The organism is Streptomyces malaysiensis subsp. malaysiensis, assembly GCF_040653035.1.
GTDB classification, from domain to species: domain Bacteria; phylum Actinomycetota; class Actinomycetes; order Streptomycetales; family Streptomycetaceae; genus Streptomyces; species Streptomyces malaysiensis.
In genome coordinates, this window is the sequence record NZ_JBEZNG010000008.1 from 1 (window position 1) to 24,815 (window position 24,815).

Annotated in this window: 14 protein-coding genes and 1 pseudogene; 8 read left to right on the forward strand and 7 right to left on the reverse strand. The window is 71.8% G+C overall.

The features are described from left to right. Positions 1-95: 95 nt before the first annotated feature. A complete protein-coding gene (locus tag AB0E24_RS17840; RefSeq protein ID WP_359378077.1) occupies positions 96-1,169 on the reverse strand; it encodes a LacI family DNA-binding transcriptional regulator in 1,074 nt (357 codons plus the stop codon). Positions 1,170-1,194: 25 nt separating this feature from the next. Then, a complete protein-coding gene (locus tag AB0E24_RS17845) occupies positions 1,195-2,856 on the reverse strand; it encodes a glycoside hydrolase family 13 protein (protein ID WP_174885988.1) in 1,662 nt (553 codons plus the stop codon). Between the two features lie 263 nt (positions 2,857-3,119). Between AB0E24_RS17845 and AB0E24_RS17850 the strand changes: the two genes are divergently transcribed. From AB0E24_RS17850 to pulA, 6 genes and pseudogenes are all read left to right on the forward strand, one after another. Beyond that, positions 3,120-4,397 carry an extracellular solute-binding protein gene (locus AB0E24_RS17850; RefSeq protein WP_069869276.1) on the forward strand — a complete coding sequence of 426 codons (1,278 nt, stop codon included), beginning with the start codon at positions 3,120-3,122 and terminating at the stop codon, positions 4,395-4,397. A gap of 11 nt (positions 4,398-4,408) precedes the next feature. Then, positions 4,409-5,431 (forward strand): carbohydrate ABC transporter permease, encoded by a 1,023-nt coding sequence (locus AB0E24_RS17855; RefSeq protein ID WP_147968156.1) that lies wholly within the window; start codon positions 4,409-4,411, stop codon positions 5,429-5,431. 2 nt (positions 5,432-5,433) lie between these two features. After that, positions 5,434-6,264: a sugar ABC transporter permease gene (locus AB0E24_RS17860; protein WP_069869277.1), complete on the forward strand. Its 831-nt coding sequence runs from the start codon at positions 5,434-5,436 to the stop codon at positions 6,262-6,264. A gap of 131 nt (positions 6,265-6,395) precedes the next feature. After that, entirely contained in the window at positions 6,396-7,439 is a 1,044-nt protein-coding gene (locus tag AB0E24_RS17865; RefSeq protein WP_174885989.1) for a LacI family DNA-binding transcriptional regulator, read from the forward strand. Between the two features lie 475 nt (positions 7,440-7,914). After that, a pseudogene (locus AB0E24_RS17870) lies at positions 7,915-9,342 on the forward strand (alpha-amylase); the annotation flags it as partial. Positions 9,343-9,595: 253 nt separating this feature from the next. Further along, entirely contained in the window at positions 9,596-12,262 is a 2,667-nt protein-coding gene (pulA, locus tag AB0E24_RS17875; RefSeq protein WP_359378084.1) for a pullulanase-type alpha-1,6-glucosidase, read from the forward strand. A 354-nt stretch (positions 12,263-12,616) separates the two neighbouring features. Here the strand turns inward: pulA and AB0E24_RS17880 are convergent, their stop codons facing one another. The 3 genes from AB0E24_RS17880 to AB0E24_RS17890 all read right to left on the reverse strand — a co-directional run bounded on the left by AB0E24_RS17880 (position 12,617) and on the right by AB0E24_RS17890 (position 18,642). Continuing rightward, positions 12,617-14,557 carry a hypothetical protein gene (locus AB0E24_RS17880; RefSeq protein ID WP_359378087.1) on the reverse strand — a complete coding sequence of 647 codons (1,941 nt, stop codon included), beginning with the start codon at positions 14,555-14,557 and terminating at the stop codon, positions 12,617-12,619. 177 nt (positions 14,558-14,734) lie between these two features. After that, positions 14,735-17,869, reverse strand: coding sequence for an alpha-N-acetylglucosaminidase (locus AB0E24_RS17885; protein WP_359378090.1), 3,135 nt, complete (start codon positions 17,867-17,869; stop codon positions 14,735-14,737). Between the two features lie 125 nt (positions 17,870-17,994). Further along, positions 17,995-18,642 carry a LuxR C-terminal-related transcriptional regulator gene (locus AB0E24_RS17890; RefSeq protein WP_079257337.1) on the reverse strand — a complete coding sequence of 216 codons (648 nt, stop codon included), beginning with the start codon at positions 18,640-18,642 and terminating at the stop codon, positions 17,995-17,997. Positions 18,643-18,843: 201 nt separating this feature from the next. Here AB0E24_RS17890 and AB0E24_RS17895 point away from each other — a divergent pair, with 201 nt between their 5' ends. Next, on the forward strand, positions 18,844-20,235 hold the full coding sequence (locus AB0E24_RS17895; RefSeq protein WP_359378095.1) for a PT domain-containing protein: 1,392 nt from the start codon (positions 18,844-18,846) through the stop codon (positions 20,233-20,235). 90 nt (positions 20,236-20,325) lie between these two features. Here the strand turns inward: AB0E24_RS17895 and AB0E24_RS17900 are convergent, their stop codons facing one another. Next, positions 20,326-21,600: a sensor histidine kinase gene (locus AB0E24_RS17900; RefSeq protein WP_099013490.1), complete on the reverse strand. Its 1,275-nt coding sequence runs from the start codon at positions 21,598-21,600 to the stop codon at positions 20,326-20,328. 237 nt (positions 21,601-21,837) lie between these two features. Here AB0E24_RS17900 and AB0E24_RS17905 point away from each other — a divergent pair, with 237 nt between their 5' ends. Next, a complete protein-coding gene (locus tag AB0E24_RS17905) occupies positions 21,838-24,033 on the forward strand; it encodes an MMPL family transporter (protein ID WP_359378097.1) in 2,196 nt (731 codons plus the stop codon). Between the two features lie 186 nt (positions 24,034-24,219). On the opposite strand, the gene AB0E24_RS17910 is transcribed toward AB0E24_RS17905, so the two are convergent. After that, complete coding sequence (locus AB0E24_RS17910; protein WP_100807468.1) at positions 24,220-24,810, reverse strand: winged helix-turn-helix domain-containing protein; 591 nt, start codon at positions 24,808-24,810, stop codon at positions 24,220-24,222. Positions 24,811-24,815 lie beyond the last annotated feature (5 nt).

The following is a 24,815-nucleotide window of genomic DNA, read 5'->3' on the forward strand; positions in this document are numbered from 1 at the left end:
CCCGGCCCTTGTACCGACCTAGATGGTGGCGGGGGGTCTGGGGCGGAGCCCCAGTTTCGGGAAGGGGCGGGGAGGGGAACAGCCCGCCGCAGGCGTCACGACCCCCCGGACGCCCCCTGGGCCGCACCCCCGCCCGCCCGCCCCCGCGACTCCACGCCATGGGCCGACGCGGTGGAACCGCGCACCACCAGTTCGGGCAGGAAGACGAACTCGCTGGGCGGCGCCGGAGTGCCGCCGATCTCCTCCAGCAGCGCCCGCACCGCCGCCTGCCCCATCGACTGCACCGGTTTGCGGATGGTGGTCAGCGGCGGATCGGTGAAGGCGATCAGCGGGGAGTCGTCGAAGCCGACGACCGAGACGTTCTGAGGGACCGCCAGGCCCTGCTGCCGGGCCGCCCGGATGGCACCCAGCGCCATCATGTCGCTCGCGCACACCACCGCCGTACAGCCCCGCTCGATCAGCGCGGTCGCCGCCGCCTGGCCCCCCTCCAGGGTGTACAGCGAATGCTGGATCAGCTCCTCGGACTCCGACGGGGAGAGCCCCAGCCGGTCCCGCATCGCCTGCTGGAAGCCTTCGATCTTGCGCAGTACGGGAACGAACCGCTTCGGCCCGAGCGCGAGACCGATCCGGGTGTGCCCGAGCGAGACCAGATGGGTGACCGCCAGCCCCATCGCCGCCCGGTCGTCCGGGGAGATGAACGGCGCCCGCACCTTCGGCGAGAAGCCGTCCACCAGTACGAACGGAACACCCTGGCCGCGCAGCTGGTCATAGCGCTGCATATCGGCCGAGGTGTCCGCGTGCAGCCCGGAGACGAAGATGATCCCCGCCACCCCCCGGTCCACCAGCATCTCGGTCAGCTCGTCCTCGGTCGAGCCGCCGGGGGTCTGGGTGGCCAGCACCGGGGTGTAGCCCTGCCGGGTGAGCGCCTGCCCGATGACCTGGGCGAGCGCGGGGAAGATCGGGTTCTCCAGCTCGGGAGTGATCAGTCCTACCAGTCCGGCGCTGCGCTGTCGCAGCCGTACCGGCCGCTCATAGCCGAGGACGTCCAGAGCGGCGAGGACGGACTCGCGGGTGGCCGCGGCCACCCCCGGCCTGCCGTTGAGGACGCGGCTGACGGTGGCTTCGCTGACCCCCGCCTGGGCTGCGATGTCAGCAAGCCGTGCGGTCATGGAGTGGGACTGTACCGGTCGCGTGTCAGATTGCCCACCACGCGCATGAATCAGGCGGAATGCACACGGTTCCGGCCTTGTACGTCAGCGGCGCGGACGACAGCAGCGCACGCCCCGGCACCGGCAGTTCGACCTCCTCCCCGAGCGTGTTGAGCGTGCACACAAAGCCCGGCCGGGACAGCGCGAGCACCCCCGCCGGGGCCTGGAGCCAGCTCATCTCGCCGTCCCCCAGCCCCGGCAGCTCACGGCGCAGCGCGAGCGCGCCGCGGTAGAGCTCCAGGGTGGAGTCGGGGTCGCCGGTCTGCGCCTCGACGGACAGCCCGGACCAGGTGTCCGGCTGGGGCAGCCAGCTGCCGCCGGGGCCGAAGCCATGGCTTTCGCCGGAGCGGGTCCAGGGCAGGGGCACCCGGCAGCCGTCGCGGAAGCCGTCCTGACCGCTCTGGCCGTCCTGCCCGTCGGGGGAGGTGCGGAAGAAGGCGGGGTCCTGGCGCAGCTCGTCCGGCAGATCGGTCACCTCGGGAAGGCCCAGCTCCTCGCCCTGGTAGAGATAGGACGAGCCGGGCAGCGCCAGGGTGAGCAGGGCGGCGGCGCGGGCGCGGGCGAGCCCCCGCTCCGGGGAGCCGTCGGCGTAGCGGGTGAGGTGCCGGACCACATCGTGGTTGGAGAGCACCCAGGTGGTGGGGGCGCCGACGGAGCCGGTCGCGGCCAGCGACTCGTCGATCACCTGGCGCATCGCGGCCGCGTCCCACGGGCACTTCAGGAACTGGAAGTTGAACGCCTGGTGCAGTTCGTCGGGGCGTACGTAGAGGGCCAGCCGCTCGGCGGTGGGCGCCCATGCCTCGGCGACGCCGATCCGGTCACCGGGGTAGGAGTCCAGCAGCCGGCGCCAGGAGCGGTGGATCTCGTGCACCCCGTCCTGGTCGAAGAACGGCAGCACCTGGGAGCCGATCAGCTTGGCCTGTTCGGTGTGGCCGATGTCGGGCAGCCCGGCTGCCTTGACCATGCCGTGGGCGACATCGATACGGAAGCCGTCCACGCCCAGATCCAGCCAGAAGCGCAGCACCGAGTCGAACTCGGCGCGGACCTCGGGGGAGTCCCAGTCGAGGTCGGGCTGCTGGGGGGCGAAGAGGTGCAGATACCACTCACCGGGGGTGCCGTCCGGATCGGTGGTGCGGGTCCAGGCGGGGCCGCCGAAGACCGACTCCCAGTCGTTCGGCGGCAGTTCGCCGTGCGCGCCGCGGCCGGGGCGGAAGTGGTAGCGGGCGCGGGCCGCGCCTCCTGGCCGGTCGGCGAGCGCCTCGCGGAACCACGGGTGCTGGTCCGAGCTGTGGTTCGGGACGACGTCCACGATCACCTTCAGCCCCAGCTCATGGGCGGTGCGCACCAGATCGTCGGCGTCGCCGAGGGAGCCGAAGAGCGGATCCACGGCGCGGTAGTCCGCCACGTCGTAGCCGCCGTCGGCCTGCGGAGAGGCGTAGAAGGGGGTCAGCCAGACGGCGTCCACGCCCAGCCCGGCGAGGTGCGGCAGCCGCTCCCGCGCCCCGCGCAGATCGCCGATCCCGTCGCCGTCGCTGTCGGCGAAGGACCGCACATACACCTGGTAGATGACGGCGTCGCGCCACCATCCGGGGCTCTCGGACGATCGCGCCGGCTCGGTGGCAAGAGAGGTCGTGAGCTCCTGGGTCATGGCGCGAACGTAACAGCTCTGCAATGCCTTGCGGAAGAGCTTGCAGGGCGCGCTGATGGACGCCGGGGGTGCTCCGGTCGTGCTACGGGCGTATGTCAAGCGCCCACACGGGAGCGGAGCGGCCACCGCGGGGACACGCGGATGTAACGATGCCGGGCGGCTTGCAGAAATTTGCCGCAAGCTCTTTCGGCGCGCTTGCGGCCCTGTTACGTTCCTCCGCAACCCGGGGCCGCGACGGAGCGGCCGGCTTTGGAGGAGTTCACATGCGACGTGGCATAGCGGCCACCGCACTCGTCGCGGCCATGGCGCTCGCGGCGACCGCGTGCGGTGGTGACGACGGCGGCAGCGGCGACAAGAAGTCCGGCGGCCATCTCTCCGGCACCGTGACGTACTGGGACACGTCGAACGACGCGGAGAAGGGCACGTACAAGGAGCTCGCCCTGGGCTTCGAGAAGAAGCACCCCGACGTCAAGGTCGACTACGTCAATGTGCCCTTCGGCGACGCGCTGGCCAAGTTCAAGAACGCCGCGGGTTCCGGCGGCTCCGGCGCGCCCGATGTGCTGCGCACCGAGGTGGCCTGGACCCAGGACCTCGCCAACATCGGCTATCTCGCCCCGCTGGACGGCACCCCCGCCCTCGCCGACCAGTCCGACTATCTGCCCAAGGCCCTCGCCGGCGCCAAGTTCAAGGGCAAGACCTACGCCGTACCGCAGGTCATCGACACCCTCGGCCTCTTCTACAACAAGAAGATGCTGAAGGACGCCGGGGTCGAGCCGCCCAAGGACTGGACCGAGCTCAAGGCCGCCGCCAAGAAGATCAAGGAGAAGACCGGCAAGACCGGTCTGTATCTGCGTGGCGACGACGCCTACTGGTATCTGCCCTTCATCTACGGCGAGGGGGGCGACCTTCTCGACACCGGCGCCAAGAAGGTCACCATCGACGACGAGCCCGGCATCAAGGCGTTCGCGGCCGCCCGTGACCTGGTCACGTCCAAGGCGGCGGAGACCGACGCCACCGACGGCTGGGACAACATGCAGAACGCCATCAAGAACGGCGACGTCGCGATGACGATCAACGGGCCGTGGGCGATCGAGGACACCCTGGCCGGCAAGGCGTTCAAGGACAAGTCCAACCTCGGTGTGGTCCCCGTCCCGGCCGGCAGCAAGGGCCAGGGCGCCCCGCAGGGCGGCCAGAACCTCACCGTCTACGCCGGATCGAAGAACCTGGACGCCTCCTACGCCTTCGCCCAGTACATGAGCTCGGCCGAGGTCCAGGCCAAGACCACCGAGAAGCTCTCCCTGCTGCCCACCCGCACCTCCGTCTACTCCGACAAGGCGGTCGCGGCGAACGCCAATGTGAAGTTCTTCAAGGCCGCGGTCGACAAGGCCGTCGAACGCCCCTGGATCCCCGAGGGCAACAGCCTCTTCCAGGCGATCCTGGTGCAGTTCCCGGGCGTTCTCACCGGCAAGACCTCACCCGAGAAGGCCGCGAAGTCGGCCGGTGACGCGTACCGCAAGCTCCTCAAGGGCGACTGGAAGTAGGGCCGGCGACGATGGCTGTCGACACCGGTCGGCCGATGGACCCGGCCGCGGGCGCGAAGGGCGCCCGCGGCCGGGGCGGCCGGGTTCACAAGACCGGCACCCCACCGCCGCGCCGCATCCGCGACGCGCTGGCCCGCCACTGGTACGCCTGGGCCATGGTCGCGCCCGTCGTGATCGTCATCGGGCTGATCATCGGCTATCCGCTGGTCCGCGGCGTCTATCTGTCGCTGACCGACGCCAACGAGGCCAACGTCGAGCGCACCATCGGGGTCAACCACATCCCCGCCACCTACAAGACGGTCGGCCTCGACAACTTCCGGGCCATCCTGGACGACCAGGTCTTCTGGGACCGGCTGAGCTGGACCGTCACCTGGACCGTCAGCTGTGTCGCGCTCACCTTCGCGATCGGCCTGGGCCTGGCCGTGCTGCTCAACCGGCGGTTCGCCGGGCGCACCCTCTACCGGTCGCTGCTGATCCTGCCCTGGGCCGTCCCCGCGTTCGTCTCCGTCTTCGCCTGGCGGCTGCTCTACAACGAGAAGAACGGCATCCTCAACAAGGTGCTGCACGGCGGCGGGATCGACGCGGTGCCCTGGCTCAACGACCCCACCATGGCCAAGGTCTCCGTGATCGCCGTGAACATCTGGCTCGGGGTGCCGTTCATGCTGGTCGCGCTGCTCGGCGGATTGCAGTCCATCCCCGGTGAGCTGTACGAGGCCGCCGAGATGGACGGGGCGAGCCCCTGGCAGCGGTTCCGCCACATCACCCTGCCCGGGCTGCGCTCGGTCAGCTCCACCGTGATCCTGCTGTCGACCATCTGGACGTTCAACATGTTCCCGGTGATCTTCCTGCTGACCCGCGGCGGACCCGGCGACTCCACCGAGATCCTGGTGACGTACGCCTACCGGCTGTCCTTCGTCAACAGCCCGCGCGACTTCGCCGGCGCCTCGGCCTGGGGTGTGCTGATCCTGCTCATCCTCATGCTCTTCGCGGTGGTCTACCGCCGTTCGCTCCGCAAGCAGGGAGAGGTGTGGTAGCCATGCGCGACCAACGACGCGGCCCGCTCGCCTCCGTCGGGCTGCACACCACGCTCGTCATCGCCTCCGCGGTCGCGGTCTTCCCGCCGCTGTGGCTGGTGGTGACCTCGTTCAAGCCCAAGAGCGAGGCGTTCAGCACCGATGTGGTCAAGGAACCGACGCTGCGGAACTACCAACACGTCCTGGGCGACACCGAGTTCCTGAGCTGGTTCGGCAACTCGCTGTTCATCGTGGTCATCACCACGATCCTGGGCGTCTTCGTCGCGGCCACCACCGGCTACGCCGTCAGCCGCTTCCGCTTCCCCGGGATGCGCCCGCTGATGTGGCTGCTGCTGATCACCCAGATGTTCCCGGTGGCCATCCTCATCGTGCCGCTGTACAACATCATGTCGACGCTGGGCTGGCTCAACCAGCCGATCTCGCTCATCGTCACCTACCTCACCGTGGCCGTGCCGTTCTGCGCCTGGATGATGAAGGGCTTCTTCGACACCATCCCGGTGGAGATCGACGAATCCGGCCGGGTCGACGGCCTCAACCCGTTCGGGACCTTCTGGCGGCTGGTGGTCCCGCTGGCCAAACCGGGGCTCGCGGTGACCGCGTTCTACACCTTCATCACCGCCTGGGCCGAGGTCGCCTACGCTTCCGCCTTCATGACGGGGGAGGAGAACCTCACGCTCGCCGCGGGGCTCCAGACCTTCGTCAACCAGTACACCTCCGACTGGGGCTCGATGACCGCCGCCGCCGTCATGATCGCCATCCCGGCGGCGCTGGTGTTCTCCTGGGCCCAGCGCCATCTCGTCGCGGGGCTCACGGCCGGAGCGACCAAGTCGTGACGAGTCCGCCGGCGGCGGGCCCGCCCGGGGCGGGCCCAGCGGCCTCGAGCGCGTCCGCGGCCCGCTCACCGGCGCCGAGCCCTCCGGGGGCGGGCTCACCGGCGCCGAGCCCATCGGGGGCGGGCCTGTCGTTGCCGAGCCCACCGGGGGCGGGCCTGTCGGCGCCGCCGCGGCTCGCCGACATCGCCGCACAGGCCGGGGTCAGCGAGGCCACCGTCAGCCGGGTGCTCAACGGCAAGGCGGGGGTGGCGGCCACCACCCGGCAGCGGGTGCTCGCCGCCCTCGACGTCCTCGGCTACGAGCGGCCGGTACGGCTGCGGCGGCGCAGCGCCGGGCTGGTCGGCCTGGTGATCCCGGAGCTGACCAATCCGGTCTTCCCCGCCTTCGCGCAGATCATCGAGCAGGTGCTGGCCGGACATGGCTACACCCCGATCCTGTGCACCCAGATGCCCGGCGGCGCCACCGAGGACGAGTTGGTGGAGCAGTTGGAGGAGCGCGATGTGGCGGGCATCGTCTTCATGTCCGGACTGCACGCCGACACCACGGCCGACCCCGCCCGCTATGCCCGACTGGCCGGCCGCAAGGTGCCGTTCGTGCTGATCAACGGCTACAACGAGCATATCCAGGCCACGTTCGTCTCCCCCGACGACCGGGCGGCGGCGCGGATGGCCGTACGCCATCTGTCCGCCCTCGGCCACCATCGGATCGGGCTCGCGGTGGGGCCCGCCCGCTATGTCCCCGCGCGGCGCAAGGTCGAGGGATTCCTCGCGGCGAGCGCCGAGCTGCTGGACCGATCGCCGGACGAGGCGCGGGAGTTGGTGCGCCATACGCTCTTCAGCGTGGAGGGCGGTCAGGTGGCGGCGGCCACGCTGCTGGACCAGGGCTGTACGGGCATTGTGTGCGGCAGCGACCTGATGGCGCTCGGGGTGATCCGGGAGGCGGCCCGCCGGGGGCTGCGGGTGCCGCACGATGTGTCGGTGGTCGGTTTCGACGACTCCCCGCTGATCGCCTTCACCGATCCACCGCTGACCACCGTGCGCCAGCCGGTGCAGTCGATGGCCACGGCGGCGGTGGGGGCGCTGCTGGAGGAGATGGCCGGAAACCCGGTGCAGCAGACGGAGTTCGTCTTCCAGCCGGACCTCGTCGTACGCGGTTCGACGGCCAGGCTGCGCTAAGCGGATCGGCGGAAGTCGGCTGCGGTTCGGTGGCGCCCCGAAGGGGCGCGGGGCTGTGTCGATGTGCGGCTCCGCCGCGTGGGCGCGGCCGGCTACGACGGCGCCGCGGACGATCGACGGCAGGTCAGGGCACTGCCAGCGGAGCGCTTGGCGGGTGCCGGACGGATCTTGACGCCCGTGGCGGGCCGTTCGCCCGCCGGCACCCCGTGGAAAACCCGATCCGACCGGCCGGGCGCGTGGGGCCTGTTGACAGGCCCCCGGCCGGCCGGACCGGAGAACGTGGTTGAACGTAACACCGCCGCAATCCCTTGCGAAAGGTCTTGCAACCACAAAAACTCGCGAGTACGGTCCGGACACCGACATCGGACTGACGTCTTGCAGCAAGAACCTTCAACCTTTCAACTGGCCTTACGGGCACGGCGCGTTGCCGTACGAGGCTCAATCGGCACCCCCGAACTCCCCCCACGGAGGAACGATGGCCAGCAGCCGCATCCCCCTTGCCACCGCGCTCGCCCTCGCGGCGAGCGCGGCGGTGCTCGTCGCCCTGCCCCAGCAGACCGCGCGGGCGACACCGCCCGGCACCAAGGACGTCACCGCGGAACTCTTCGAGTGGAAGTACGACTCCGTCGCCAAGGAGTGCACCAGCACCCTCGGCCCCGCCGGATACGGCTTCGTCGAGGTGTCCCCGGCCACCGAGCACATCCAGGGCGGCCAGTGGTGGACCTCCTACCAGCCCGTCAGCTACAAGATCGCCGGGCGGCTCGGTGACCGCACCGCGTTCAAGAACATGATCGACACCTGTCATGCCGCGGGCGTCAAGGTGGTCGCCGACGCCGTCATCAACCACATGTCCGCCGGTTCCGGCACCGGCACCGGCGGCTCCTCGTACACCAAGTACACCTACCCCGGGATCTACCAGCCCCAGGACATGGACGACTGCACCTCACAGGTCAGCAATTACCAGGACCGCTGGAACGTTCAGCACTGCGAGCTGGTGGGCCTCGCCGACCTGGACACCGGTGAGTCATACGTCAGGACCCGGCTCGCCCAGTACCTCGACGACCTGCTCTCCCTCGGCGTGGACGGCTTCCGCGTCGACGGCGCCAAGCACATCCCGGCGGACGACCTGGCCGCCATCAAGAGCCAGTTGAGCGACCCCGGCGTCTACTGGAAGCAGGAGGTCATCCACGGCGAGGGCGAGGCGGTCTCCCCGACGGAGTATCTGCGCAACGGCGATGTGCAGGAGTTCCGCTACGGCCGTGACCTCAAGCGGGTGTTCCAGAGCGAGAAGCTGGCGTATCTGAAGAACTTCGGCGAGGGCTGGGGCTATATGGCGAGCGGCCAGTCCGGTGTCTTCGTCGACAACTGGGACACCGAGCGCAACGGCTCCACCCTCACCTACAAGAACGGCGCCGACTACACCCTGGCCAACGTCTTCATGCTGGCCTGGCCCTACGGCTCCCCCGACGTCCACTCCGGCTACGAGTTCAGCGACAACGACGCGGGCCCGCCGAACGGCGGCGCGGTGGGCGCCTGCTACCAGGACGGCTGGAAGTGCCAGCACAAGTGGCCCGAGATCAGCGCCATGGTCGCCCTCCGCAACACGGCCCGGGGCGCTTCGGTGACCAACTGGTGGGACAACGGCGGCAACGCCATCGGCTTCGGGCGCGGCGACAAGGCGTACGTGGCCATCAACCACGAGAGCGGCTCCCTCACCCGGACCTTCCAGACCTCGCTCCCGGCGGGCGGCTACTGCGACGTACAGAGCGGCAAGTCCGTCACGGTCGACTCCGCGGGCCAGTTCACGGCCACCCTGGGCACGAATACGGCGCTGGCCCTGCACACGGCCGCCCGCACCTGCGGCTAGGCGGCGGCCCCACCGACGAACCGAGGGGCAGGGGCTCCGCCCCTGTCCCTGCCCTGCCCCGGGCCCTGTCCCTGCCCTGTCCCGGGTTTGGGTTCGAGGTTCGGGGTTCCGTCCCTGGCCTGGGCTCAGCCCGTGCCCTGTGCCCGGGGCACAGGTACGGCCCCGGGCCTCGGGCTCCGCCTGCCCATCGCCCCGGACGTCGGGCACCGCACCAGGCCCCCGACACCGCCCGGAGGAGCGGGGGCGGGGAGCCCGCACCCAGACCACACCTCAAGGAGCCACCAGCCCCGTGAAACCCCCGAGAGCCACCCTCTTCCGTAGCGCCGCCGCGCTCGCCGCCCTGGCACTGGGTGCGGCGGCCGTGCCCGCCGTTTCGCAGAGCGCCCGCGCCGCGGCGCCCGCCGCCTCGGCGGTCCCCACCGCCGAGGCGCAGTGGATCGACCGCACCACCGTCGTATGGAAGGCCGAGCACACCGCCGGGACCGTCGAGGAGCTGAACTACGCGGACGGCGGCACCCTGCGGCTGGCCCCGGCCGCCCTGACCGACGCCCAGAAGGCCGCCTACCCCCATCTGGCCGGGCGTCCCGCCTACCGACTCGACCCGCGCGACCGCGACAAGGCCGCCACGGCGCTGCGCGGCCCGCTCGCCGCCGTACAGCGCGCGGCCGACGACCATGACCACGTACTGCACCGCACCGGAGTGCAGATCCCCGGCGTCCTGGACGACCTCTACGCCGACCGGGCGCGCCGGGCCCGCCTGGGCCCGGTCTTCCACGGGGGCCGCCCCACCCTCTCCGTCTGGGCGCCGACCGCCCAGTCCGTGTCGCTCGACCTCGACGGGCGCACCGTCGCCATGCGGCGGGACCCCGGCAGCGGGGTGTGGCGCGTGACCGGCGACCCCGGCTGGCGGGACAAGCCCTACCGCTACCGGGTCCGGGTGTGGGCGCCGAGCGTCGGCGAAACCGTCACCAACGAGGTCACCGACCCCTATTCGACCGCCCTGACCGCGGACTCCACCCGCAGCCTGGTCACCGACCTGGCCGACCCCCGGCTCGCCCCCGCCGGCTGGGACGCGCTGAAGAAGCCCAGGGCCGTCCCGTTGCGCGACGCCCGTATCCAGGAGCTCCAGATCCGCGACTTCTCCATCGCGGACCGCACCAGCGCCCACCCCGGCCAGTACCTCGCCTTCACCGACCACGACGCGGACGGGATGCGGCACCTCGCGCGGCTGGCCAAGTCCGGCACGTCCTACGTCCACCTCCTGCCCGCCTTCGACTTCGGCACCGTCCCGGAGCGGCGGTCCGACCAGGCCCGGCCCGGCTGCGATCTGGCCGCGCTGCCCGCCGACTCCGACCGGCAGCAGAAGTGCGTGGCCGAGACCGCGGCCGGGGACGGCTACAACTGGGGCTACGACCCGCTGCACTACACCGTGCCGGAGGGGAGCTACGCGAGCGACCCGGACGGCCCGGCCCGCACCCGGGAGTTCCGGCAGATGGTGCGGGGCCTGGCCCACGCCGGGCTGCGCACCGTCATGGACGTCGTCTACAACCACACCGTGGCGGCCGGGCAGGATGACAAGTCGGTGCTCGACCGGATCGTGCCCGGCTACTACCAGCGGCTGCTGGACGACGGCGGCGTGGCCACCTCCACCTGCTGCCCAGGCACCGCGCCCGAGCACGCGATGATGGGCAAGCTGGTGGTGGACTCGATCGTCACCTGGGCCAGGCAATACAAGGTCGACGGCTTCCGCTTCGACCTCATGGGCCACCACCCCAAGGCCAACATCCTGGCCGTGCGCAAGGCCCTGGACGCCCTGACGCCCGCCAAGGACGGGGTGGACGGCAAGTCGATCATCCTCTACGGCGAGGGCTGGAACTTCGGCGAGGCGGCCGACGACGCCCGCTTCGTCCAGGCCACCCAGCGCAACATGGCCGGCACCGGCATCGCCACCTTCAGCGACCGGGCGCGGGACGCGGTGCGCGGCGGCGGGCCGTTCGACGAGGACCCCCGCGTCCAGGGCTTCGCCTCCGGGCTCTTCACCGACCCCAACGGGTCACCCGCCAACGGCACCCCGGACGAGCAGCGGGCCCGGCTGCTGCACGCCCAGGACCTGATCAAGGTCGGGCTCTCCGGCAACCTCGCCGACTACTCCTTCACCGACACCGGCGGACGCCGGGTCAAGGGCTCCGAGGTGGACTACAACGGCGCCCCGGCCGGTTATGCCGCCGCCCCCGGCGACGCGCTCGCCTACGCCGACGCCCACGACAACGAGACCCTCTACGACGCGCTCGCCTACAAGCTCCCCGAGCGGACACCGGCCGCCGACCGCGCCCGGGCCCAGGTGGTGGCCCTGGCCACCGCCACCCTCTCCCAGGGCCCGGCGCTCAGCCAGGCCGGCACCGATCTGCTGCGCTCGAAGTCGCTGGACCGCAACTCCTTCGACAGCGGCGACTGGTTCAACGCCATTCACTGGGATTGCGCGTCCGGCAACGGCTTCGGCCGGGGACTGCCTCCGGCGGCGGACAACGAGCCCAAGTGGCCCTACGCCAAGCCCCTGTTGACCAACCCGGCGGTACGCCCCGGCTGCCCCGAGATCACGGGCGCCTCGGCGGCCTACCGGGATCTGCTGCGGATCCGCACCACCGAGAAGGCGTTCAGCCAGACCACGGCGGAGGGGGTGCAGCAGGCGCTGTCCTTCCCGCTGTCCGGGGCCGAGGAGACACCAGGCGTCATCACCATGCGGCTCGGCCGGCTCGTCGTGGTCTTCAACGCCACCCCGTCCCGGCAGTCACAGACCGTCCCCGCTCTGGCCGGAACCCCGTACGTCCTTCACCCGGCCCAGGCACACGGCGCCGACACCACGGTGAAGAGCTCCACTTACGAACGCACGACCGGCACCTTCACCGTCCCTGGCCGCACGGTGGCCGTTTACACGGCGGGGGCCGCCGGGCGCTGAGCGGTTGTCTACACGGCGGCGGGGGCTGTCGAGCGCTGAGCAACTCGGCGGAGGCCGGTCGCGGTTCGAGGCGCCCCGAAGGGGCGCGGGGCTGTGTCGATGTGCGGCTCCGCCGCGTGGGCGCGACCGGCGGCTCTTTCCCCTCCCCGCCCCTTCCCGAAACTGGGGCTCCGCCCCAGACCCCGGGGTCCAGGGGCGAAGCCCCTGGTGACAGGAGGGGGAGCCCCGCCGGTCCCGCCGCCCGGGGCCCGGCCCCGGGCCTCGGGGTTCAGGGGCGGAGCCCTGCCGCGCGGCGGAGCCGCATGTCGATGCTGTGGGAAGGGGCGGGGAGGGGAAAAACCCACCGGGCACCCCCTAGCGCAGGGGCCCCATCCGATCGCCGTTCATCAGCCGGGCCCTGAGGTCGGCGCGGGCGCCCGCCTTGGCGGGCAGGATCAGGCCGCGCCCGTAGGAGCGGCCCCGGACCCCACCCGTGGCGACGATCCCGGTGACCTGGCGGCTTCCGGCGGCCAGCAGGTACCAGTGGCCGGATCGCGCCTTCCACAGCACCCCCGCCAGCACCCGCGGCTCGCGCGGACCGCAGGCGGGGGAGTTGTCGGCGCCGGCGGCGACCGCGCCCGACGCGCCCCGGCGGGTGTCCCACGGCTGGAACTGGGCGAGCACCTTGCTGCCCGTGCCCCGCCAGGTGTCGGCCCGGGTGCACAGCCACGCCGCGTGGCCGCCCGCCTCCGGCAGGGCCTGGGCGGCGAACCGCCAGGCGTTGACCGAGCGCACCCCGCGCGTCCGCATCATCGCCAGCCGGCACCCGGTCCTGGCCCAGCTCGCACGGGCCGCCCGCCCCGCCACATCGCGCACACCGGCGCCGGGGGCGCCGTAGGTGAGCCGGGCCGGGGCCAGTTCGCCCAGGTCGGCCACGAGCCGTGAGCCGAACTGAAGCGCGGGCCAGCCACGGCAGGGCCGCAGCCGCGGAACGGTGCGCACCGGGTCGGTCACCCCGTCCCCGGAGCGGTGCAGCGGACGCGGCGCCACACCCGGGCGCAGCAGATCCCGCACCCAGGCGTGGCGCACCCAAGGGGCGGTCAGATAGCGGACGTTGCCATCGGTGCGGCTGAGGACCAGCGCGGTCGAGGTGGCCGCGTCGGCGGCGTCCAGCCGGGCGAAGTCCAGCGCGGCCGCGCCGCCCTCGCCCGTCTCCGCGTACCGCGCCACCCGCAGCCCGTCGTACAGCAGCACCACCGACGCCTGGTCCACCTCGCCCGCGAACAGCAGCTGCGGCGGTCCCGAAGGCGGCCCGGACTGTGTGCCCAGGGTGGCCGACACCCGCACCGAACGGCCCGGCCGCGCCCAGACGGCCAGCGCGCGGCGCAGCAGCTCGGTGTCCCGGACGCGGTCGCCGCGCGCGGGCCAGGAGGAGAAGTCGGCGCGGGAGGCGGTGCGCCAGGCGTCGGGCGTGGCCCGCGTCAACCGATGGGGATCCAGGGCCCGTTCGGAGGACGGATTGCGGGCGTACGAGGGCGCGGCGGCGCTGGTCGGCCCCCAGCCCTCGCCCGGCATCCCGAGCAGCGTCCCGCACACCACCAGCGCCACCACGGCCACCAGCACCGCCCGCAGATGCTGACGGCGGCGCATCAGATCGGTGGGCCGCGCCTGGAGCGAACACGGGTCGAACTCGGCGGACTCCAGCAGCGATCCGTCCCGGCTGCCCGCCGGATCGGGCACCGACTCCGCCTCCTCCAGCGCGGCCCGCGCGTCGGTGACCCCCGCGGTGCGCAGCAGGGTGCGCGTCTCATGCTCGCCGAGCTGCTCCAGCTCCAGCAGGACGTACGCGGCGCGGCCGGGTCCGGACAGCTCCGACAGCGCCTTCTCCAGGGCGAGTTCATCGGCCCCGCCGGAGCGCGGGAACAGCCGCAGCCCGAACACCTGCGGCAGCGCCGGGGGCCGCTGCCACCAGCGCCGCGGCCGGGCGGCGCGCAGCGCCAGCCGCAGCACCCGCAGCCGCACATAGGCGTAGCCGGAGTCGGCGGCCGGGCCCTTCGTCCCGCGCTGCCAGGGCAGTTCGACCTCGGGGTGCTGGTCCGGGCCGGTGCCGTAACCCCGGTTGCGGGGCAGCGCGCGCTGGGCGAGGGCATGCGCCGCGAGCACCCGGCGGGTGCGGCCGATGCCCGGCGGCAGGATGAGATACGCGAGCCGCACCAGCCGCGGGTAGTGCTCGACGAGGGCGGCCTCGGCCTGCTCGACGTCGATCAGGCCGGTGGTTTCGTCGTCGGGGGCGACTGTCGCCTGGTGCTGGTCCACGGTTCGTGAACGAGCGGCGGGCGGGGTTGGTCACCTACGGGGCGTCCGGCGGCCCATGACGCCTACGGCGGGCCGCTTTCCCCTCCCCGCCCCTTGAGCCGCCGGATCCCCTGAGCCCCCTGCGCTCCCTGAGCCGCCGACCCCCCTGCGCCCCACCCCGCCCCCGACGCCACCCCGCTACGGCGTGCCCGTCTTCCAGCCGCTGAACTCGACCGTCCCCCGGGCGCCCGTGCCGCCGTTCGCCGCGCTCATGAAGATCCCGGCGTCCTGGGACGCCGCCGCGCCCGGGGCCGTCACGGTGGCCACCTTCCGCCAGGTCGCGCCGTCATCGGTGGACAGCTCGCCGGTGTAGGAGGTGGCGGCGGTGCGGGTCAGCCGCAGCAGCACGGGCGCCTTGACGCCGGTGATCCGCTGGTAGGTGTCCAGCGTGCCGTCACCGCCCGAGTCGTACGACAGGACGACACCGTTGGCCGGGGTCACGGAGAGGTTCACGAAGCCGGGGGAGCCCGCCGTGGCGAGGTCGTCGCGGACGATGATCCCGGCCCGCGCCCACGGCCCGGTGGCCGCCTGGGCGTCCACCTTCACGGTCATGGCCGTGCCCACCGTAAGGACGCCATCGCGGTAGACGGAGCCGAATTCGGCGGTGCCCTTCCAGAGGTCCTGGCCCGCGCCGTCGATCGCGAACCGCTCGTCCAGCTGCCCGAAGACCGCACCGCTGTTGGTGACCGTCCGCATCCCCTCCGGCAGCGGTCCGGCGATCCACAGCGTCCCGGTGCGCACCGCCCGTACCCGGTCCTCGCCCCGTGGCCCGTAACTGACGCCCAGCTCGTACGGCAGCGGCTTCAGCGGGTGCTCCAGGGGGTCGCCGGGCGCGGTCGCGCGCCAGCGGACCTCGCCCGTGCCGCCCGCCGGGACGCCGGGCAGCCGGGTCGGCCCGTCCGGGGTCGGGTCAAGACCGGTCACGGCGAGGTCGAAGTCGACGCGGCCGGTGGGGCGCAGCCCGTTGACGTTGCGCAGCGCGGCGGTGAGGGACGCGGAGCCGCCGGGCGGCAGGGTGGCGGGCTCGGCGGTGACGGTCAGCGTGCCCTGGTACGGGGCCCTGGCCAGCGCCTCGTACACCCGCTGGGCGGTGCGGTGGGCGTCCGCCGTCGGCCGCACCGGATAGCTCTTGCGCTCCCGTGTCCACGGCTCCTCGACGGCGTACCAGTCGAAGGAGCGCGGCGCCCGGTCCTCCGCCAGCGCGTCCTCCAACTCGTCCAGATAGGACTGCCACTGGGGGAGGTGGAAGTCGGCGATGAGGCCGCTCCAGTCGCGGTTGGCGTAGTTGGCCAGCTTGCCGCCGTCCGCCGTGGCGCGGTCCGCCCAGGTGGTGACGAGGGTGCGCGCGGCCCGCTCCAGCTGGGCCGACTCCTGCTCGCCGGACGCCATCCGCTTGGCGTCCTCGAGCCACGGGCCCAGCAGGAACCGCCGGTGGGCGCCGGTCATGTCGTCGCTGAGCCGCATCAGCTTGAGCCACAGCCGGGACAGCGTCCGGAAGGCGTCGCGGTCCTTGCGCTCGTAGGCGTCCTGGAGCTGCGGGATCAGCTGCCAGGAGCGGTTGGCGAGCGCCTGCCGCGCGATGTCGGTGAGGTCATGGCGGTAGGCGTCGCTGTCGCGTAGCCCGGCGCGCACGCCCAGCAGCGCCGCGAAGGCCGCGTCGAAGCCGGCCGGGTCGAAGGCAGGGGTGTGGGTCGCGTAGTTGGTGCCCGAACGCGCGGTCAGGGAGGGGCGGGCAGCGAAGACCGAGTCATGCGGGCGGCCGTCCTTGCTGCTGATCTCGTACGCGGTGTCGCGCAGCGCGGCGAACGCCTCCCGGGCCCCGGTGTCCCGTCCGCCGTAGCGCACATCGGCGTAGGAGCGGAACCACTCGGCCCGGTCCACCGCTTCCTCGCGCCACGCCAACTCGCTGAACAGCTCGAACGCGGCCGGGTCCCGCTCGACCGCCTCCGGCATATAGGCCGTGCCGACCAGCTTGCTGCCGGGTTTGTCGCGCCAGACCGTGAACCGCCGGACCCACATATGGGTCTTGGCGCCGATGGTGGTGCGGCCGCCGAAGTTGGGGATGGTGCCGAACGCGTACGGCACCGAACCCCAGTCCTTCTCCCGGTCGGTGACGGTGTCCAGATCCGAGAGACCGTCCACGATGAGCATCCGGTCGTGGTCCACGGCGTCCAGCAGATCGCGGCGGGGGTTCTCCTGCCAGCCGAGGATCACCCAGGTGGCGCCGGGGCGGGCGGTCCGGAGCGAGGTCTCCACGGCGCGGGCGGCCTCCGGCACGGGGACGTCACCGGGGTTTCCGCCCTCGTGCAGCAGATCCATCTTGAACAGCTCGGCCTCGCCGAAGAGTTCGCGCTGGTGGCGGTAGAAGGCGGCGGCCACCTCGCGGAACACCTCGGTGCGGGGATCGAGCCAGTCGGGCCGTCTGAGCCCGTTCCAGTCGCCCTGCGGAACCGTACGGGCCCCCGGGTTGCGGTCGGCGAAACCGTCCGGAACGGTGCCGAAGTAGCCGGGGAACACCGGCCGCATGCCCAGCTCCCGCAGCCGGCCGGCGATCCGCCGACCCAGCTCCGTGCGCTTGGCCAGCAGCGCGGTGGACACCGGGCCGCCGTATCCGCTCATGTTCTGGAGCAGCCACCACGGCTGGTGGGAGGGGGCGGGGAGCCAGGCGCGCGCCTCGGCCTCCGTATAGCCGAAGTCCTGGAGCAGCCGGTGGTAGACACCCTCCTGACCGGCGGTGACCAGCAGTTCGTTGCAGCCGTGCAGGGCCGCGACATCGATCAGATGCTCCCAGCGGTCCCAGTCGGCGAACGGCGCGGTGTAGCCGTCATGGGTGTCGTTGAACGCGAAGCGGTGCGGCAGCGCGGTCGAGTGGGTGACGCGCCGGGCGGGCGCGGGCAGCCTCTTCGGCAGGTTCAGCTGGTCGCCGGACCAGGTGAGCTGTGCGTGGCAGGTGTACTTGAGGTACCAGTGGACCCCGGTGAGCAGCACCGCCGGGCTGGTGCCGGAGACCGTCGGCCGCCCCGTGGACCCGCCGATCTCGAACCGCTCCCGCTCGCCCCGCCGCTCCAGCGCCTCCAGCCGGAACTGATCCGCGTGCTCCGGCAGCAGCCGCCGCAGGGCGGCGCGGGCGGGAGCGGTGTCGAAGACGGTCACGGCGCCATCCTGTGCGTCATGCGGCTCGTCGGCCATCGCCGGTAACCGGCTCCCCAGCGTGGCCCCGGCCCCCAGTGCTCCGGCTGTTCCGATCAGCGTGCGTCTGCTCAGGTCGCTCATGCGCCCCCCAACGGACAACGGCCAATGCCTCGTATGGAAAAGGCACTTAACCAGCGTTACCGGGCGGGAGCAATGGGGCGCACGTGAGGTCTCGGCCCACCTCGCGGCCGAAGGGCTTCGCCGGATCAGCCCCGGTCGAGGTAGGCCAGCACCGCCAGCACCCGGCGGTTGTTGTCGTCCGACGGCGGCAGGCCCAGCTTGCCGAAGATATTGGAGGTGTGCTTGGCGACCGCCCGCTCGGTGACGAACAGCTGGGCCGCGATCGCCGTGTTGGACCGCCCCTCCGCCATCAGCTCCATCACCTCGAGCTCCCGTGGCGTCAGCCGCCCCATCGGCTGGTCCTGGGCGCGCCGGTCCAGCAGCTGCGAGATCACCTGCGGATCCATCGCCGTGCCCCCGGCGGCGACCCGGCGCACGGCGTCGATGAACTGATCGGCGTCGAAGACCCGGTCCTTGAGCAGATACCCGATGCCGCCGCTGCCGTCCGCGAGCAGCTCCCGTGCGTACAGCTGCTCCACATGCTGGGACAGCACCAGCACCGGCAGCCCCGGCCGGGCCCGCCGCGCCGCCAGCGCGCACTGCAACCCCTCGTCGCTGAACGACGGCGGCAGCCGCACATCCACCACCGCCACATCCGGCTCCAGCTCCGCCAGCGCCTTGCTCAGCTCGGGCCCGCTCTCCACGGCGGCCACGACCTCGAAGTCGTACGCCTCCAGCATCCGCACCAGCCCGTCCCGCAACAGGAACAGATCCTCGGCGACCACAACACGCACGACGGCTCCAAGACTTCGTCGGGCCCCTGGGGTGGGGGACGTGACCGAATCCGACGAATGTACCGCTGTGCGGTGAGCGGGGGTGCCCGACGCCTGGCCCCGCGGGTTGGGCGCCCCGCGCGGGGAACCGTTCTGCCGGATTCCGCGTGATGTCCTCTTGACGTGCTGCTGGCTGGTGGCTGGCGAACGAAGGGGGAGCCGGTGCTGGGTCGGATGCGGGTGATGGTGGGCGTGGCGGTGTCGCTTTCGGCGGCGTTGGTGGCGTGCGGGCCGGAGAAGGAGAAGGAGTGGACGGGGGCGGAGCCCTCGAAGGGGTCCGCGGCCGAGGCCGCGCGGTTCGCGCCGTTGGTGCGGCTGGCCAAGGGGGAGTCGCTGTTGCCGATGGACGCGACGCGGTTCATCGGGCGGTCCGCGCTGCGCTTCGACCACGAGGGCTTCTGCCGTGACGAGGGGCCGGTGGCCGATCCGATCGACCCGCGGCGGTTGGGGAGCAAGGACAATCCCTACAAGCACGCGGACGTGGAGCCGGGGAAGTCCTCGTCCAAGCCGGTGTCCTGCCCCGGACACGGGGATAAGTGGCACACCTCGACCGAGGCCGACGGCGGTTTCTATCTCGACCCGCCGAAGGAGGTGCGGAAGGGCGAGGGCACCGACGCGCCGGTCTACTGGGAGTACCACAACCACAAGACCGACCCGAAGCGCGCGGCGTACGTCTACTGGTTCTTCTACGCCTACAACAACCTGACCCCGGGCAACCGGCACGAGGGCGACTGGGAGCGCGTCGCGGTCCAGCTGCGCGACGGCAAGCCGGAGGCGGTGACGTTCGCGAAGCACGGCAAGGATACGTGCGGCGTGAAGTGGTCGGACCTGGATCCGCGGGACGGGCATCCGACGGTGTACTCGGCGCGTGGTTCACACGGCTCCTATCCGACTGACAAAAACCAGTGGGTGAACGGCACGCTCGATCGGCCCTCGAAGGGCGGCGCCGAGTGGCACACCTGGGACCACGTCCGCCCTGTCGACGGCGAGCCCTGGTGGGGGTATGCCGGGTGGTGGGGGTCGCAGCAGCATGTGAGCGGATTCAACGGGCCGATGGGCCCGCGCCCGGGGCGTCTGCTGTCGGGCATCTTCACCAACGACAGTTGCGGGGGCGGCGACAAGGCGCCGACCGATCCGCCCAAGGACCAGCCCACGAATCAGCCCACCGGCCAGCCCACCGGCCAGCCCACGGACCAGGCCGCGCCCAGGACGAAGGAAGGGGCGATCCGGCGGTACGAGGAGTATCTGCACGCCGTGGGCCGGGAGGACATCAAGACGGTCTGCGAGGTGGCCGGGCCCGCGGCGAAACAGGCGGAGGACCAGGGGTTCGGTCCGTGCACGTCCACGTTCCTCGTCACGTTCCAGATGATCTCGCCCACGCAGAAGAAGGCTCTGCAAACGGCGACGGTCGACCCGCAGAAGGTCGTCGTACGAACCCCCGAAAAGTTCGACATCCCGGCCGCGGCGGTCAAGGCCCCCGTCACCTTCTCCGAAAACGAGATCGGGACCAGCACCCTGGAGTACCTGAAGGACGACTGGTACATCACCGACTGAGCGCGCGCGGCGCGGTGGAGTGTCAGCGGTGGCCCGGGACGTTGTGCACGCGGCCGCCCGGGGAGCGGGCGGCATTGGGCGCCCAGTGGGTCATCGCGCGGCGCCCCGCGCCGAGAGTGTGCAGGGGATCTCCATCGTCACCATGGTCGGCCCGCCGGTGGGGCTGCTGACCGCGAGGACCCCGTCGAAGGTGCCCAGGCGGCGCTCGACCCCGCTCAGCCCGCCGCCCGGGGTGATCTCCGCGCCGCCGTGGCCGTCGTCGGTCACGGCGATGCGCAGCATGCCGTCCTCGTGGTGCAGGTCCAGCCACATCCGGGAGGCGCCCGCGTGCTTGGCCGCGTTGGTCAGCACCTCGCTGATCGCGAAGTAGGCGGCCGATTCGACCGGTTCCTCGGGGCGGCCCGCGAGGTCCACGTCCACCTCCACGTCCACCGCCATCCGCAGTGTCAGCGCGCGCACCGCGTCCCCCAGACCGCGCTCGGCCAGGACCGGCGGATGGATGCCACGCACCAGGTCGCGCAGCTCGGCCAGGGCCTCGGCGGAGTTGGTACGGGCCGCGGCGAGCAGTTCCTTGGCCTTGGCCGGATCCCGTTCGATCAGGGCCTCCACCGTGCCCAGGCTCATGCCCATCGCCACGAGCCGGGCCTGGGCGCCGTCGTGCAGATCGCGCTCGATGCGGCGCAGTTCGGCGGCGGAGGTGTCCACGGCGTCATGCCGGGTCTCGGTGAGCCGCCGCACCCGCTGTTCGAGCTGCATATGCGGGGTCGGGTCGAGGAAGGCGCGCGAGAGCAGGAAGTGGCCGCGCAGCAGGAGGGGTGAGACGGCCGTTCCGGCGGCGATGAAACCGGCGCCGACCGGGACGGCCAGGAGAGCGGTCCACTGCGAGTCGATGGGCAGGAACGCGTACCAGTACGTGCCGCCCGCGTCCACGATCGGCTGCCACACCCCGGCGGCCAGGACGAACCCTTCGAGTCCGTACGGCATGAAGGCGAAGGCCAGCAGCGCGATGACGTATCCGGCCGTCATATCGATCTGAAGCCACAGCAGATCGCGCCAGGTCGCCGGGTCCTTCAGCAGAAGGGTGCACAGCTCCACCTGTCCGGTGACCCCCGAGCGCCGATCGGCCGGCAGCGGCCGGTACGGCAGCTGGATCCGTACATCGGCCCAGGTGGCGGCCAGCAGCCGGCGCTGATTGGCATGCGCCCGCACCGCGCGGATCAGCGGAGGGGTGGTGAACACCCCCACGCCCAGCGGGATGAAGCAGATCGACAGGATCGTCAACACGGACAGGATGATCGACACCAGCGCGAGCCACGACACGGCGAACCCCCGTACGCAGGCCGTCAGCGCTCTACGTCCCTTCATCCGGCTTCCCCCTCGCAGGTCGGATTTTCAGCCCGCACCGGCGGGCCTCATCAGTCTGGCAGCGCCCCGCCGCCCGGACACGGGGGCCGCACACCGTCCGGGGGTGTACCTGGCACCACCTCCCCGCCTCGCCTTATGGCTCGGCGACTGGGTGGCTGCCCGGCTGGGGCCCGGACCTGCGAATTTCTAACGTCGTGGCATGACCTGTTCCGTCCGTACCTCACGGGGAGAGACGCCATGAGCGCAACGAGGAAGAGCCTGGCCGTGCGGCTGGGCGGGTGGTCCACCCGCCACCGCAAGACCGCGATCATCGGATGGCTGCTGTTCGTCGTGGTCGTCGCCGTGGTCGGCGGTATGTCGGGCTCCCGGCAGATGACCAATTCCGAGAACGGTACGGGCGATTCCGCACGTGCGGAGAAGATCCTGGAGGACGCGGGCCTCCAGACCCCGGCCGGAGAGATGGTGATGCTGCGCAGCGACCGCCCGGACGGCTGGCGGGACGCGGCCCGCGACCTCTCGGGGCGGCTGGAGCGGACCGGGGAGACGGTGCGCGTCCAGCCCCCGGTGCGCTCGGAGAACGGACGGGAGGCCCTGATCAGCTTTGAGATGAAGGGCGACCCGGACACGGCCGGGAAGCGGGTGGAACCGGTCGTCGAGGCGGTGCGGAAGACCGAATCGGCCCATCCGGGGATCGTGACGTACGAGTTCGGCGACGCCACCGCCCAGCACCGGCTCGACGACATGCTGACCGACGACTTCAAGAAGGCCGAACTGACCGCCGTACCGCTGGCGCTCGGCATTCTGCTGGTGGTCTTCGGGGCGCTGGTCGCCGCGCTGCTGCCGGTGCTGCTCGCGGTGACCGCCTGCGTCGGCACCTTCGGGCTGCTCGCCCTCGTCAGCCACCAGCTGCCCCTGTTCGACTCCACCAACTCGGTGATGTTCCTGGTGGGCCTGGCCGTCGGCGTCGACTACTCGCTGTTCTATCTGCGCCGGGAGCGCGATGAGCGGGCCGCGGGCCGGGACGCCGGGGCCGCGCTGCGGATCGCGGCCGCCACCAGCGGCCGGGCGGTGCTGATCTCCGGGGTCACGGTCATGCTGGCGATGTCCGGGATGTTCCTGTCCGGGCTGCTGCTGTTCCACGGCTTCGCGGTCGCCACCATCCTGGTCGTGCTGATGGCGATGCTCGGCTCGGTGACCGTGCTGCCCGCGATGCTGTCCTGGCTGGGCGACCGGGTCGACGCCGGACGGGTGCCGCTGCTGAACCGCCGCCGCAAGAAGGGCGTACACGCCAGCGGTGGTGTCTCCGGTCGGCTGATGCGGCCCGTCCTGGCCAAGCCGAAGCTGTTCGCCGCCGTATCGGGCGCGCTGCTGCTGGTGCTGTGCGCACCCGCCCTCGGGATGAAGACCGAACAGCTCGGCCTGGAGAAGCAGTTCGGCTCGGATGCCGCCATCAGCGTGGCCTACAAGGAGATCATCGACTCCTTCCCCGGCGGGCCCGCCCCGGCCGAGGTGGTGCTGCGCTCCGACGAGGTCGACTCGCCCGGCTTCCAGGCGGCCGTGGCGGACTTCAAGAAGGGGCTCGCCGACTCCGGGCGGTTCGGCAAGACGGTCGACGTCGAGACGCACCGTACGGAGGGGGTGGCCCGGATCGAGGTGCCGCTGGCCGGCGACGGTCAGGACACCACCTCCCGGCGCGCCCTGGACACCCTGCGGGACGATCTGGCCCCGAGGATCCTCGGGCCGGTCTCCGACCAGGTGTACGTGAGCGGTGAACTCGCCTCGAACCGCGACTTCAACGACCAGCTGAAGACCGATATCGCACCGGTCTTCCTCTTCATCGCCGCCGTGACCTTCGTACTGATGCTGCTCTGCTTCCGGTCGCTGCCGATCGCGATCGTCTCGATCCTGCTCAACCTGCTGTCGGTGGGCGCCGCGTACGGCACGATGACCGCCGTCTTCCAGCACGGCTGGGGCGCGGAGCTGCTGGGGATGGAGCCGGCCGGGGCGATCGAGTCATGGATGCCGCTGTTCGTCCTCGTCATCCTCTTCGGGCTGTCGATGGACTACCACGTCTTCGTCGTCTCGCGGATCCGGGAGGCCCATGAGCGGGGCCTGGCCACCCGGGACGCGATCCGCGAGGGCATCCGGACGACGGCGGGCTCGGTCACCGGGGCGGCCGCCATCATGGTCGCCGTGTTCGCGGTCTTCGCCCTGCTGCGGATGCAGGACATGCAGCAGATGGGCGTCGGGCTCGCGGTCGCGGTGCTGGTGGACGCCACGCTGGTGCGGATGGTGCTGCTGCCCTCGGTGATGGCGCTGCTGGGGGAGCGCAACTGGTATCTGCCGCGCGCCCTGCGGTGGCTGCCGAACGTCAGCCACGGCGAGGAGCCGATGGAGCGGCCGCGGCCGCCGCTGGTCGGGGCGGGCCGCTGAGGTCCGCGGCGTACACCGCGGCTACGCACGCGCCCGCCGTGCCGGACAGGCTCCTGGCCTGCCCGGCACGGCGGGCGTTCGCCGGTTCACGGCGTCACGGCGTCATGGGTTCATGACGTCACGGCTTCATGGCGTCATGGGTTCGCGGCGTCATGCGTTCATGGCGGCGCGCGCTCGTGGGAGTGGTCAGGCGGTGGGCACGTACTTGTACCCCACCCGCCGCACCGTCACGATCGTCCCCCGGTGCTCGCGGCCCATCTTGCGGCGCAGCCGGGCCACATGGACATCGACGGTACGGCCGTCGCCGACATGGCCGTACCCCCACACCGTGGTCACCAGCTGATCGCGGCTGTGCACCCGGTGCGGATGGGCCACGAGATGGCTCAGCAGCTCGAACTCGAGATAGGTCAGGTCCAGCGGCCGCCCCGCGACCTCGGCGGTCCGCCGGTCGGGATCGATCCGGATGAGCTCGTCACCCGTGGTCGCCGGTATCCCCTCCGGGGGCGGCGCGGCCGCCTCGGGATGCTGACGGTCGGCCGGGACCAGCACCAGATAGCCGACCATCGGCGGATGGCCGGGAAGCGTGGGCACGGTGTGCGGGGGAGCGGGCAGCCAGGTGGCGCCGGGGTGCAGCAGATCGGCGACCGGTGGCACCTCGTCCGGTGCTACGGCCCGCAGCCGCTGGCGGGCCGCCGAAGCGGGCGCGGCGGACGGGGCGGACTGGGCGGATGGAGTGGCGGGAGCGGAGGCGGAGGACAGACGACGCAGATTCGTCATGGAGG

Coding starts and splice junctions, on each gene's coding strand:
- AB0E24_RS17850 (WP_069869276.1), top strand. CDS start 3,120: ATGCGACGTGGCATAGCGGCCACCGCACTCGTCGCGGCCATGGCGCTC.
- AB0E24_RS17855 (WP_147968156.1), top strand. CDS start 4,409: ATGGCTGTCGACACCGGTCGGCCGATGGACCCGGCCGCGGGCGCGAAG.
- AB0E24_RS17885 (WP_359378090.1), bottom strand. CDS start 17,869: ATGAGCGACCTGAGCAGACGCACGCTGATCGGAACAGCCGGAGCACTG.
- AB0E24_RS17860 (WP_069869277.1), top strand. CDS start 5,434: ATGCGCGACCAACGACGCGGCCCGCTCGCCTCCGTCGGGCTGCACACC.
- AB0E24_RS17910 (WP_100807468.1), bottom strand. CDS start 24,810: ATGACGAATCTGCGTCGTCTGTCCTCCGCCTCCGCTCCCGCCACTCCA.
- AB0E24_RS17845 (WP_174885988.1), bottom strand. CDS start 2,856: ATGACCCAGGAGCTCACGACCTCTCTTGCCACCGAGCCGGCGCGATCG.
- AB0E24_RS17905 (WP_359378097.1), top strand. CDS start 21,838: ATGAGCGCAACGAGGAAGAGCCTGGCCGTGCGGCTGGGCGGGTGGTCC.
- AB0E24_RS17900 (WP_099013490.1), bottom strand. CDS start 21,600: ATGAAGGGACGTAGAGCGCTGACGGCCTGCGTACGGGGGTTCGCCGTG.
- AB0E24_RS17840 (WP_359378077.1), bottom strand. CDS start 1,169: ATGACCGCACGGCTTGCTGACATCGCAGCCCAGGCGGGGGTCAGCGAA.